The organism is Pseudomonas sp. MF08831 (assembly GCF_059862645.1).
Genome location: NZ_JCBCUX010000001.1, coordinates 571,161 through 583,852 on the forward strand (window position 1 = coordinate 571,161; position 12,692 = coordinate 583,852).

Annotated in this window: 12 protein-coding genes; 11 read left to right on the forward strand and 1 reads right to left on the reverse strand. The window is 60.5% G+C overall.

The window, feature by feature from the left end:
• Positions 1-35: 35 nt before the first annotated feature.
• From AC19YS_RS02715 to AC19YS_RS02755, 9 genes are all read left to right on the forward strand, one after another.
• On the forward strand, positions 36-1,475 hold the full coding sequence (locus AC19YS_RS02715; RefSeq protein ID WP_179676874.1) for an aminotransferase-like domain-containing protein: 1,440 nt from the start codon (positions 36-38) through the stop codon (positions 1,473-1,475).
• A gap of 117 nt (positions 1,476-1,592) precedes the next feature.
• Positions 1,593-2,087, forward strand: a complete 495-nt coding sequence (locus tag AC19YS_RS02720; protein WP_500600848.1) for a translation initiation factor 2 — start codon at positions 1,593-1,595, stop codon at positions 2,085-2,087.
• 161 nt (positions 2,088-2,248) lie between these two features.
• A complete protein-coding gene (locus AC19YS_RS02725) occupies positions 2,249-2,503 on the forward strand; it encodes a YkgJ family cysteine cluster protein (RefSeq protein ID WP_083357231.1) in 255 nt (84 codons plus the stop codon).
• 41 nt (positions 2,504-2,544) lie between these two features.
• Entirely contained in the window at positions 2,545-3,150 is a 606-nt protein-coding gene (locus AC19YS_RS02730) for an START domain-containing protein (RefSeq protein WP_106576195.1), read from the forward strand.
• 103 nt (positions 3,151-3,253) lie between these two features.
• A complete protein-coding gene (locus tag AC19YS_RS02735; RefSeq protein ID WP_106576196.1) occupies positions 3,254-3,490 on the forward strand; it encodes a hypothetical protein in 237 nt (78 codons plus the stop codon).
• 213 nt (positions 3,491-3,703) lie between these two features.
• Complete coding sequence (locus tag AC19YS_RS02740; protein WP_003193463.1) at positions 3,704-4,045, forward strand: ribonuclease E inhibitor RraB; 342 nt, start codon at positions 3,704-3,706, stop codon at positions 4,043-4,045.
• A 484-nt stretch (positions 4,046-4,529) separates the two neighbouring features.
• Complete coding sequence (locus tag AC19YS_RS02745; RefSeq protein WP_124418274.1) at positions 4,530-5,939, forward strand: circularly permuted type 2 ATP-grasp protein; 1,410 nt, start codon at positions 4,530-4,532, stop codon at positions 5,937-5,939.
• A gap of 4 nt (positions 5,940-5,943) precedes the next feature.
• Complete coding sequence (locus AC19YS_RS02750; protein ID WP_106576198.1) at positions 5,944-6,894, forward strand: alpha-E domain-containing protein; 951 nt, start codon at positions 5,944-5,946, stop codon at positions 6,892-6,894.
• Positions 6,891-7,694 carry a transglutaminase family protein gene (locus tag AC19YS_RS02755; RefSeq protein WP_200622834.1) on the forward strand — a complete coding sequence of 268 codons (804 nt, stop codon included), beginning with the start codon at positions 6,891-6,893 and terminating at the stop codon, positions 7,692-7,694. The genes AC19YS_RS02750 and AC19YS_RS02755 overlap by 4 nt, the downstream gene beginning before the upstream one ends.
• 146 nt (positions 7,695-7,840) lie before the next feature.
• Here the strand turns inward: AC19YS_RS02755 and AC19YS_RS02760 are convergent, their stop codons facing one another.
• Positions 7,841-8,647, reverse strand: a complete 807-nt coding sequence (locus AC19YS_RS02760) for a c-type cytochrome (RefSeq protein WP_106576705.1) — start codon at positions 8,645-8,647, stop codon at positions 7,841-7,843.
• Positions 8,648-9,294: 647 nt separating this feature from the next.
• Here AC19YS_RS02760 and AC19YS_RS02765 point away from each other — a divergent pair.
• Together AC19YS_RS02765 and AC19YS_RS02770 are read left to right on the forward strand one after the other, a co-directional pair.
• Positions 9,295-10,500, forward strand: a complete 1,206-nt coding sequence (locus AC19YS_RS02765; RefSeq protein WP_200622833.1) for an acetyl-CoA C-acetyltransferase — start codon at positions 9,295-9,297, stop codon at positions 10,498-10,500.
• A 16-nt stretch (positions 10,501-10,516) separates the two neighbouring features.
• Positions 10,517-12,664, forward strand: coding sequence for a 3-hydroxyacyl-CoA dehydrogenase NAD-binding domain-containing protein (locus AC19YS_RS02770; protein WP_500600853.1), 2,148 nt, complete (start codon positions 10,517-10,519; stop codon positions 12,662-12,664).
• Positions 12,665-12,692 lie beyond the last annotated feature (28 nt).

Consider the following 12,692-nt stretch of genomic DNA (forward strand, 5'->3'; position numbering starts at 1 on the left):
AAAAATAAAATACCCGTGAAATCGAGTGCTGCGTCATGACCAATCTGTTGCTCTACCAACGTATCGCCCAGCAACTGGCTGAGGACATCCGCCGTGGCGTCTATCAGCCCGGTGAGCGTGTGCCCTCGGTGCGCAAAATGAGCTCCCAGCTCAACGTCAGCCACGCCACGGTGTTACAGGCCTATGCCAATCTGGAAGACCAGGGGCTGATCCGGGCGCGGCCGCAGTCGGGCTATTACGTGCACCAGACACCTGCGTTGACGGCCCCCACGCCGGACATCGCGCGGGTCGAGCGCCCGGGGTTGGTCACCCGCAGCAGCATCATCCAGCAAGTCTTGGTCGAGTCGCGCCGCGAAGGTGTGTTCCCATTGGGCGCCGCCGTGCCGAGTGTGGATTACCTTCCTGTGCGGGCGCTGCACCAGCAATTGGCCAAAGTCACCCGCTTCCAAAGCCCGCGCGCATTCAGTTACATGTTCAGCCCGGGCTTTGAGCCATTGCGCCGCCAAGTGGCGATTCGCATGCGCGACGCCGGCGTGGTGGTGGACCCCTCCGAAGTGGTGATCACCCACGGTTGTGTCGATGCGTTGCAGATGTCGTTGCGCGTGCTGACCCGTCCGGGCGACCTGATCGCCGCCGAATCGCCCACCTATTACGGTTTGCTGCAATTGGCCGATCTGTTGGGCCTCAAAGTCATCGAGATCCCCAGCGACCCGTCCACCGGCATGAGCCTTGAGGCCTTGCAACTGGCGGCCAACCAATGGTCGATCAAGGCCCTGGTGCTGACCACGCGCCTGAGCAATCCCTTGGGCGCGACCATGCCTGAGGAACGCCAGAAACAGTTGCTGCGCCTGGCCTCGGATTTCGATATCCAGATCGTCGAGGACGATATTTACGGCGAACTGATGTTCGAAGTGGGCCGCACCAAGGCGCTGAAAGCCTACGACCGCCTCGACCGGGTGATCTACTGCTCGAGCTTTTCCAAGACCTTGTCTCCCGGCGTGCGCATCGGCTGGATGATTGCCGGCAAATACCAGCAGGAAATCCAGCGGCTGCAGATGTTCAGCACCCACTCGGCCTGCAGCGTGACCCAGATGGGCGTTGCGGCCTACTTGGAAAACGGCGGGTATGACCGCCACCTGCGTTATATCCGCCAGGAGTACCGCAAGAACCTCAGCGCGTTTCAGCTGGCGGTGCAGCAGTATTTCCCGGAAGGCACGCAAATGACGCGCCCCAACGGCGGCTTTATCCTGTGGGTCAGTTTGCCGGGGCGGGTCAATACCCAGGAACTGCACGTGCGCGCACTGCAGCAGGGCATCAGCATTGCGCCGGGGGTAATTTTCAGTAATACGGAACAGTTCAACCACTGTATTCGCCTCAACTGCGGCACGCCGTGGAACCGCGAAGCAGAGCGGGCGCTGATGACCTTGGGGATGCTCGCCAGCCAGCTGTGCCAGGAAACCGCGGCCGGGCTTTGAGGCCGGTGGCTGAGGCGTGTAATGGGGACAGTACCGATAGCTGGCTAATCACCAGGCTTGTCATGCCGCGCACAACAAGCGAGCATATGGCCCTCTGCCGTTAATGCTGTTGGCGATATGACATCTATTTTTCGCGCTGCTGTAGTGGTTGGCCTGTTAAGCCTGTGTAACGTCGGCACCGTGCTGGCGGCAACGCCTGTGGTGCCTGAAAGCAAGCCCGCCGCCAGTACCGAGCAGGACACCCCCGCGAAAAAACCGGCTCCTGCTAAAAAAGCCCCGGCGGCCAAAAAGAAAGCCGCCACGGTGAAAAAGCGCGCACCCGTCGCGAGCAAGTCCAAGTCAGCCCATGAGGTGGCGCAGACCAAACTGCCACCGGCACAGTTGGACCTGACACTGCCTAATGAGATGGTCAGGCACTTGCAGCCCATTGGCACCCTGCCCAAGCCCAAGAGCGTGCCCTTGCTGCCGCCGATGTTTGGCGAGAAACCCCCCGACAACAGCGCGTTCCAGATCAACGGCCGCTTGCTCAGCAACGAGATGAAGCTGCAGTTGCGTAACGACGAACGTCGCGACATCGAAGGCGCGGCACTGGATTTCGAATTCAAGCAATAAATTTCCGCGCAAAGGTGACGCCACCCATCGACCATCTGTCGCAGACTGGTCAGTCACTTTTGTTTTGTGCGAAAAACCCCTGTTAGACCATTTTAAAACGGCTGTTTAAGGGCGTACTCTAGCCCGGCCATCCACATTGAGTCGTCGAGGACCTGTTGGTCATGAAATGCCGTGAAGGCTGTGGCGCATGCTGCATTGCCCCCTCCATCAGTTCGCCATTGCCGGGAATGCCTCACGGCAAACCCGCGGGCGAACGCTGCCTGCACCTGTCGGTCGAACAGCTATGCCTGCTGTTCGGTCAACCGGAACGCCCAGCGGTGTGCAGTGATTTCAAGGCAGATCTGGATGTCTGTGGCAACGACCAGGCCGATGCGATCCGGTTGATCGGCTGGTGGGAGCAGATGACGGCGGCTTGATGGGCTTTACTATCGGAACTTCGACAATAAGGAATACAACAATGGGTTCGCTGAAACGAGTGGCTGTGTTGTGCGGTTTTACGGTGTTGTTCGCTGCCACGGCGCAGGCTGAGGACTGGCAGGTCGCCAAGGACGAGGACGGTATCAAGGTGTCCCTGAGCGAAATTGCCGGCTCCAAATACAAGGCCTACCGCGGTGTGACGCTGATCAAGGCGCCTGTCGCCAAGATCCAGGCCCTGCAGGAAGACGTGGCCGGCGCCTGCTCCTGGATCCACGAATGCAAATCGCAAAAACTGCTCAAGACCGAAGGCGACAAGAGCTGGACCTACACCCAGTTCAAGGCACCGTTCCCGGTGACCGACCGCGATTCGATCCTCGAAATCACCACGTCCAAGGCCGCCGATGGCACCGTGACCCGCAAATTGCTGGAAGTGCCGACTTACCAGCCGGAAGTAAAAGGTTACGTGCGCGTTGCCCAGGTAGACGGCTACTGGAAGCTTGTGCCAAAAGGCGACAACCAGACCGAAGTGACCTACCAGGTGCACACCGAACCAGGCGGCAGCGTGCCATCGTGGCTGGCCAACAAGTTTGTGGTGGACGCGCCGTTCAACACCTTGAAAGCCTTGAAAGAACACGCTGAAAAATAAGTGTCATTAATCAGGTGCCTCCTGACTTGAGTGGAACGTTTGCCGAGCCCTCAAGGTCCAGATAGTTGTAAGCCCACACACGGGTTTTATCGAGGAGGCACCGATGCAAAAGTGGCAGATTACCTTCGTTGATGATCACGGCGTTCAGTCCGTCGAGCAGTTCAGCTGCGACCAGAAGCCCAGCCTCGAAGACGCGGCACACATGATTCGTAACAAGCTGGTGCCAGTGGCCGCCGAACTTGACCTGAATGATTTGGAAGGGCGCAAACCCGAGCCTACGGTCAAGATTCTGAAAGACCAGAACAGTATTCAAATCCTCGACATTTCGCCCGCCGCCTGAACATTGCCTGTATGCCCTTCAAGCGCCTCTGGTGGAGGTGATAGCTTCGCGCTACTCTGCAATCGAGATCAGCGAATGAATCGCTAAGGTCTGGTCTTGTCAGCTACATGCTTGTTTTCCCGCGGTGTCGTTAATGCCGTAGCACCCGCGCCAGCAGGGCGCGGTCTTCGGGAAGCACGGAAAGTCTATCCATCAGTTTGAGGAGGACGTTTCATGAGCACAGCCTATCAAGAAGACATCAGCACCAACGTACTGCGCCGCATGAAAGAAGGCGGTTTCGACTTCTCACGGTTTCACCCCATCGAGTTCTACGCCATTTTCCCGGATGAGGAACGGGCGCGCAGGGCTGCGGGTCGATTTCGTGGGGAATCCCTGAATGCCCAGGTCAGCGCGCGCGATGATGGCGCCTGGTACCTGGAACTGAGCAAAATCATGTTCGCCACCTACGACGGCATAGGAGACTTCGAGCAAGACTTTGAAGCGGTGGTCGAGCCTTTGGGCGGGATCATCGAGGGATGGGGCGTCAAGCAGGAGGTGCGTGGGTTACCCATGTAGCGGCATTTGATGAGCAACACCGCGTATCGGCTGACCCTTGGGTCGGCCGATTTTGTTTGTGCACGCCTCACAACCGCATCCTCAATATAGCCACCCACTACGAGCCCGGCCTGCTGCTGATAGCGTCTTTTAACGTCGCGATCGCCGGCAAGCCGGGCTCTTGGCTTTCTACCGCGCAAAAAAAACCACCCAAACAGGGTGGCCTAAAGGGAAGAGCGGTTCGCTGACATCTCAGGAAACATCCTGGTCAGCCGGTGTGGGGATTATCCGCAAGCGTGACCGGGCAGTGAAATCAACTCTGACTATGCTGTTGATAGTCAAAGCCCGCATTGCGATGAAGCGTGGTACAGGACAGCGGGCGTTCTACGCACCAGGACGGTGCGCGCGAAACCCGTAGGTTATTCAACTCACTGATTTCTAAGTGTTTATGCCGCTGGCACGGGCCTTGCGACGGTTCTCGCGCCCGGGTGACAAGGAGTACGGCATGATCCGCACTTATTACGATGAAATGTACGACGGGGCAGGGCAGGTCCGGCCCCATTACCGCGAGTTCGCTCGCTGGTTAGCTGAAACCCCCGCCGAACTGCTGGCCCAGCGCCGGCGTGAAGCCGATTTGCTGTTCCACCGCGCCGGGATCACCTTCACCCTTTACGGGGACGAGCAGGGCACCGAGCGCCTGATTCCTTTCGACACCATCCCGCGCAGCATTCCGGCGAGTGAGTGGCGGATTGTCGAGCGCGGCTGCATTCAACGGGTCAAGGCGCTGAACCTGTTTCTCGCCGACCTCTACCACGAGCAACGCATCATCAAAGCCGGAATCATCCCCGCCGAACAGGTGCTGGCCAACGAGCAGTATCAGTTGGCCATGCAGGGCCTTGACCTGCACCGCGGTCTGTATTCCCACATCTCCGGTGTCGACCTCGTACGCGATGGCGACGGCACTTACTACGTATTGGAAGACAACCTGCGCACACCGAGCGGCGTCAGTTACATGCTCGAAGACCGCAAAATGATGATGCGCCTGTTCCCCGAGTTGTTCGCCGCCCAGCGCATCGCGCCCATCGACCATTACCCCAACCTGTTGCTCGACACGCTGAAAAGCTCGAGCCCCCTGGATAACCCCAGCGTGGTGGTGCTGACCCCGGGGCGCTTTAACAGCGCGTTTTTCGAGCACGCCTTTCTGGCGCGGGAAATGGGTGTGGAACTGGTGGAAGGCGCCGACTTGTTCGTGCGCGATGACCGCGTATTCATGCGCACCACAGACGGCCCCAAGGCCGTGGATGTGATCTACCGTCGCCTCGATGATGCCTTTCTCGACCCACTGGCCTTCAACCCGGACTCCATGCTCGGCGTGCCCGGCCTGCTCGCGGCGTATCGCTCGGGCAATGTGGTGTTGGCCAATGCGATTGGCACCGGGGTGGCGGATGACAAGTCGGTGTATCCCTTCGTCACCGAGATGATCCGTTTTTACCTGGATGAAGAGCCGATTCTGAAGAACGTGCCTACGTTTCAATGCCGTAAGCCCGACGAATTGTCCCACGTGCTGGCCAACCTTCCGGACCTGGTCGTCAAGGAAACCCAAGGTTCCGGCGGCTACGGCATGCTGGTGGGCCCGGCGTCGACAAAAGCGGAAATCGAAGCCTTCCGCGCCCGCATCAAAGCCAAGCCCCACGCCTATATCGCGCAGCCGACGCTGTGTTTATCCACGTGTCCGACTTTTGTCGAAAACGGCATCGCGCCGCGCCATATCGACCTGCGGCCGTTCGTGTTGTCCGGCAAGGAAACCCGCGTGGTGCCCGGCGGCTTGACCCGCGTGGCCCTGCGCGAAGGCTCGCTGGTGGTCAATTCGTCCCAGGGCGGCGGCACCAAAGACACCTGGGTGGTCGAGGACTGATGCCATGTTGAGTAGAACTGCCTCGGATTTGTACTGGATGTCGCGTTACCTGGAACGCGCGGAAAACCTCGCGCGCATGCTTGATGTCAGCTATTCGCTGTCGCTGATGCCTCAGGACGGGCGCGGTGATGGCCTGCACGAATTGGCCATGCCGTTGCTGATCACCGGCACCTTGGAGGATTACCACGAGCGCCACGGCGAACTGCATGCCGAGCGCCTGCTGCACTTCTTTGCGTTGGACGCGGCCAACCCGGCGAGCATCTACAGTTGCCTCGGCGCCGCGCGCGCCAGCGCCCATGCAGTGCGTGGGCGAATTACCGCCGACATGTGGGAAAACATCAACGCCACTTGGCTGGATATTCGTGATATCGCCCAGCAAGGGCTGAGCCGCTACGGCATGAGCCGGTTCTGTGAGTGGGTCAAGGAGCGGTCGCACCTGTTCCGTGGCGCCACCTACGGCACCATCATGCGTAATGACGCGTTTCGCTTTATTCGGCTGGGCACCTTCATCGAGCGTGCCGACAACACCCTGCGCCTGCTGGATGCGCGCTACGAAATGGCCGGCGACCAAGCCGCTGCGGTCAGCGACGGCACGGCTCATGCCTACTATCAGTGGAGTGCCTTGCTGCGCGCGCTGTCATCGTTTGAGGCTTACACCGAAATCTACCGTGACGCCCCCGGCGCCCGGCAGGTGGCCGAATTGCTGTTGTTGCGCGCCGATGTCCCACGCTCGCTGCGTGCCTGCAGCGAGGAAATCGACCAGATCCTTGCCAGCCTGCCCGGCCTCAATGGCCGCCCGGCCCAGCGCCTGGCCGCCGAGATGGACGCGCGCCTGCGCTTTACTGCCATCGACGAAATTCTCGAGGAAGGCCTGCATGCCTGGCTGACCGACTTCATCCCTTTGGTCCGCCAGTTGGGCGACGCCATCTACAGTTCCTACCTGGAGGCGGCATGAGACTTTCCATCAGCCACGAAACCACCTACCACTACGAAGACATGGTGCGCGCCAGCATCCAGTACCTGCGCCTCACGCCCCACGACAGCGAACGCCAGCACGTGCTCAGTTGGCAGCTCGATCTGCCGCGCCCGGTGCGCGCGCAGGTCGACCCGTTTGGCAACATCCTGCATGTGCTGACCCTTGATGAGCCCCACGACGCCATCATCATCGGCGCGCGTGGCCAAGTGGACATCGATGAATTGCGCGAGGCTGAGCACGAAAGCCAGTCGGCGTTTCCGTTTCTACGCAGCACGCGACTGACCGAGCCGGACGACGCGTTGCGCGGTTTTGCCGACCAGCATTGCCGTCAACGCCGCGACCGCTCTGCGTTGATTGACCTGATGCATGCGCTCAACCAGTCAATGGTCTACACGCCCGGCGCCACTGAAGTCGACACCTGCGCCGCCACGGCGTTTGCGGGGCGCGCAGGCGTGTGCCAGGACCACACCCATGCATTCCTGGCCTGCGCGCGCAGCCTGGGCATTCCAGCGCGATATGTGTCGGGGTATTTGTACACCGAAGACAGCACGCACCTGGCCAGCCACGCCTGGGCCGAAGCCTGGCTGGATGACGCGTGGTACAGCTTTGATGTGACCAACCAATTGGCGCGGCCCGAGCGACATTTAAAGTTGGCGGTGGGCCTGGATTACCTGGATGCCTGCCCGGTACGCGGCATGCGCCGAGGCGGCGGGCATGAGCAAATGCACGCCAAGGTGTTCGTGGCGCCGACGCCAGTGATTCTGGTACAGCAGCAGTAATCTTCAGAACGAAGCAGATTAAAGGTGGGCGCTGGCTTGCCTGCGTAAGCGGCGGGTCAGCTGTAAATGGGTTAACTGACCGACCGCCATCGCAGGCCAGCCAGCTCCCACAGTGAACGGTGGTGTTTTCAGAGTCTGTGCCAGGCTCAAGGCTGCTGCTTACGCCCCGCCATGTGCTTCAAATACCCCACCAGCAAATCCAGCTCACCGTCCGGCAACACACTGGCCGCGAACGCTGGCATCTTCGCCTGGGGCCAATGCCGCAGGCTCTGCGGGTCACGGATATAACGCTTGAGGAAATCCCCGCTGAAATATTCCGTAGGGTTGTAGGGAATATTCAGGTCCGGCCCCACCTGCGCATCGCCGGCGCCGTTGAGGCGGTGACAGGCCAGGCAGTTTTTCTGGAACACCGCAAACCCCTGGTTGATCGGGTCATTCGCGGCGAGTTTCGGGTCAGGCAACAACGCCGGGAAACGCTCGGCCACCGTCTTCAATTGCTTGATCCCGGAGATCTGGAAAGGCCACTGCTCAGGGCTGATGTTGCCGGCTTGCGGGTCGGTCCACACCAGATAGAACGGCCCGGCACTCGGCTTGCCTTCGGCCAGCGCGGGCCACGGATGAGCCGGGTCTTCGACCGCCAGCCAGGCACGGGCACCGTGTTTTTGCAGCAATGGCGCCGCCGTCAGCTCGGCGGCGAACCCGTCGAGGGCGACGGCTTGCAGATGATTTTCCGGCGAGAGGCCGGGCAACAGAGCCGCCAGCGGCACCGCGCGATAAGTCATCTCGCGCTTGTAGGAAACGTCATCGACGATATGCACCGTCTGCGCATCCGGGTGCTTGAGCAGATCTTCGGTCTGCCAGGTTCTGCTGGCGTGGTCCAAGTCGATGGTCAACTGGGCAGCCGCAGCGGGAAGGGCCAACAGCGCGGTGAGAAAGGCGAGGATCAGTTTCAAGTGTGAGCCCGGTTTGAAGTGGCGATAGCGCCCACGATACCGGAAATCGGCACGCAAAAAGACAGCCCCTGCAACAGGACCGCTATACGCAATGTCCCGGCAGGTGCTGCCAAACGCTGCAGTCCTGATGCAATGTGTGCACGGAATGTGAGGATCGAGTCGTCACCCAATAACCTTGGTTAAATTGGGCAAGATCAGAATCAGTGTGGTGGCGAACAGAATAAGTCCCGCCTGACGTACTTTCGAATGTTTGAACATGGCTGACTGCCTTTTGTTGTTATTCCTGAGCGTCAAATGCGTGCCGGTCAATTTCAGTATCGCAACGTGACGTGTCGCTTTTCTTACAGCTGCTCCAGCAAAACCCGGCAGCAACTTCTTACTGATTGAACCTTAGAGCCCTCGTTCTGCGTGGCTTAGATCCATTTAATATCAGCTAATCAGCATTTCTACTTAAAAAGGCATGAGGCATATCGCCATCTTGGCGCCAATGCCTTGGCTAGACCGCTAAAACGATTAACCCGCGCTTTCCCATAGCGCCCTACCGTTCGTCCGAGCGTGAGGGTCAAAAGCAATGAGCGCATCCGTCATTGAAACCGTGTCAATCGGGCCTAAGGTAGGGGCACACACGCACTGCGTTCGAGGATGTCATGACCCAAGCTTTGATCTTTGATGCGATACGCACGCCCCGGGGCAAAGGCAAGGCCGACGGCGCCCTGCATAGCGTCAAGCCGGTAAACCTGGTGGCGGGTCTGCTCACCGCGCTGGCACAGCGCAGCGACCTCGACACACGCCAGGTGGACGACATCGTGCTCGGTTGCGTTAGCCCGGTGGGCGATCAGGGCGCCGACATCGCCAAGACCGCCGCACTGGTGGCGGACTGGGACATCAGCGTCGCTGGCGTACAAATCAACCGTTTCTGTGCTTCGGGCCTTGAAGCGGTGAACCTGGGCGCGATGAAAGTGCGTTCCGGCTTTGAGGACCTGGTAGTGGTCGGCGGCGTCGAATCCATGTCGCGCGTGCCCATGGGCAGCGATGGCGGCGCCTGGGTGCTCGATCCGCAGACGAACATGCACAGTCACTTCACACCTCAAGGCATCGGCGCGGACTTGATCGCGACCCTGGAAGGCTTCACCCGCCAGGACGTCGACGCCTTCGCCCTACATTCCCAGCAGAAAGCGGCCAGGGCGCGTGCGGACGGTTCTTTCAACAAGTCGCTGATCGCGGTGCAGGACCAAAACGGCATCGTGCTGCTGGACCACGACGAGTTCATTCGCGGCGACTCCAGCCTTGAAGGCCTCGGCAAGCTCAAGCCGAGCTTCGAGATGATGGGCCAGATGGGCTTCGATGCCACCGCCTTGCGCGTCTACAGCCATGTGGAGCGCATCCATCACGTGCACACGCCAGGTAACAGTTCCGGCATCGTCGACGGTGCCGCGCTGATGTTGATCGGCTCCGAGGCCAAAGGCCGCGAACTGGGCTTGCAACCGCGGGCGCGCATCGTCGCCACGGCGGTCACCAGCACCGACCCGACCATCATGCTCACCGGCCCGGCCCCGGCCACGCGCAAAGCCCTGGCCAAGGCCGGTTTGCGCGTGGAAGACATCGACCTGTTCGAAGTCAACGAGGCCTTTGCCTCGGTCGTCCTCAAGTTCATCAAAGACATGGGCATCGACGCTGCGCGGGTCAACGTCAACGGCGGCTCCATTGCCATGGGCCACCCGCTCGGCGCCACGGGCTGCGCGATCCTCGGCACCCTGCTCGACGAACTGGAAGTGCGCCAGCAGCGCTACGGCCTGGCCACCCTGTGTGTCGGCGGTGGCATGGGCATCGCCACCATCCTCGAACGCCTCTGAGCCCAAGGAACCTGTCATGACCGACGCCATTCGTTACGAAAAAGGCCAGGACCAGATCGTGGTGCTGACCCTCGACATGCCCGGCCAGAGCGCCAACACCATGAACGGCGTGTACCGCGAGGCCATGGCGGCCACAGTCGCGCGCCTGGAAGCAGAAAAGGACGGCATCGCCGGGGTGGTAATCACCTCGGCGAAGAAAACCTTTTTTGCCGGCGGTGACCTCAATGAATTGATCAAAGTCGACAAGGCCCACGCCAAGGAATTTTACGACGGCGTGGTGGTGTTGAAGGCCCAACTGCGCCGCCTGGAAACCCTCGGCAGGCCAGTGGTGGCCGCCATCAACGGTGCGGCGTTGGGCGGCGGCTGGGAGATTTGCCTGGCGTGCCATTACCGTGTTGCGCTGGACGACAACGCGACACAACTTGGCTTGCCGGAAGTCACCTTGGGCTTGCTGCCGGGCGGCGGCGGGGTAGTGCGCATGGTGCGCATGCTGGGGTTGGAAAAGGCCCTGCCGTATTTGCTGGAAGGCAAGAAGGTGCGGCCGCAGCAGGCGCTGCAGGCCGGGTTGATCAATGCGCTGGCGAGGGATCGCGATGAGTTGCTGGCCAAATCCCGCGCCTGGATTCTGGCCAATCCCGAGGCCAGACAACCGTGGGACAACAAGGCTTATCAGATCCCGGGCGGCACGCCGTCGAACCCGAAAGTGGCGCAAATGCTGGCGATTGCACCGTCGATTTTGCGCAGCAAAACCCATGGCTGCTTCCCGGCCCCGGAGAAAATCCTCTGCGCCGCCGTGGAGGGCGCCCAAGTGGATTTCGACACGGCGCACCTGATCGAAACGCGCTACTTCACCGAACTCGTCACCGGCCAGGTGGCGAAAAACATGATCGGTACCTTGTGGTTCCAGCTTAATGAAATCAACGCCGGCAGCTCACGGCCACAAGGTTTTGCGCCGTACGTCACGCGCAAAGTCGGCGTACTGGGCGCGGGGATGATGGGCGCGGGCATCGCCTATGTCAGCGCCAGTGCGGGCATCGAAGTGGTGCTCAAGGACATTAGCCTGGCCGCGGCCGAAAAGGGCAAGGCGCATTCGGCTGCGCTGCTGGACAAGAAGATCAGCCGTGGGCAACTGACCGCCGAACAGCGCGACATCACCCTTGCGCGGATCCATCCTACGCAAGACGACGCCGACCTGGCCGGCTGCGACCTGATCATCGAAGCGGTGTTCGAAGACCGTGAACTCAAGGCCAAGGTCTCGGCCGCCGCGCAACGTGTGGTCGGCAGCGATGCGGTCATCGCCTCCAACACCTCGACCTTGCCCATCAGCGGCCTGGCCAACGCCGTGCCCGATCAAGGCAAATTCATTGGTCTGCATTTTTTCAGTCCGGTCGACAAGATGCCGCTGGTGGAAATCATCAAGGGCGCCCACACCCGCGACGAAACCCTGGCCCGAGGTTTTGATTTCGTCCTGCAAATCAAGAAAACTCCGATCGTGGTCAACGACAGTCGTGGTTTTTTCACCTCGCGGGTGTTCGGCACCTTCACCAACGAAGGCATTGCCATGCTCGGCGAAGGCGTGGCTGCGCCGATGATCGAAACCGAAGCGCGCAAGGCCGGCATGCCGGTGGGGCCGTTGGCGGTGTCGGATGAGGTGTCGCTGAGCTTGATGAGCCACATCCGCCAGCAAACCGCGAAAGATCTACAGGCTGAAGGCAAGGCGCCGCCGACGCATCCCGCGACCCAGGTGATCGACCTGTTGGTGAATGAGTACAAACGCGCGGGCAAGGCGGCGGGCGGTGGTTTTTACGACTACCCCCAAGGGGCGCAGAAACACCTGTGGCCGGAGCTGAAAGCGCGCTTTGAACAGCCCGACAACCAAATTTCGCCACAGGATGTGCGCGACCGTTTGCTGTTTATCCAGGCCATCGAAACCGTGCGTTGTGTGGAGGAGGGCGTGTTGAGGTCGACGGCTGACGCCAACGTCGGCTCAATCTTCGGCATTGGCTTTGCCGCGTGGAGCAGCGGCGCGCTGCAGTTTATCAACCAGTACGGCCTGAACGACTTTATCGCCCGGGCGCGCTACCTGGCCGAGCAGTATGGGGAGCGCTTCTCGCCCCCGGCTCTGCTGCTGGAAAAAGCAGCGCAGGGAGACATTTTCGCCTGACCGAAACGCCCTATCCTGAATCATGGAA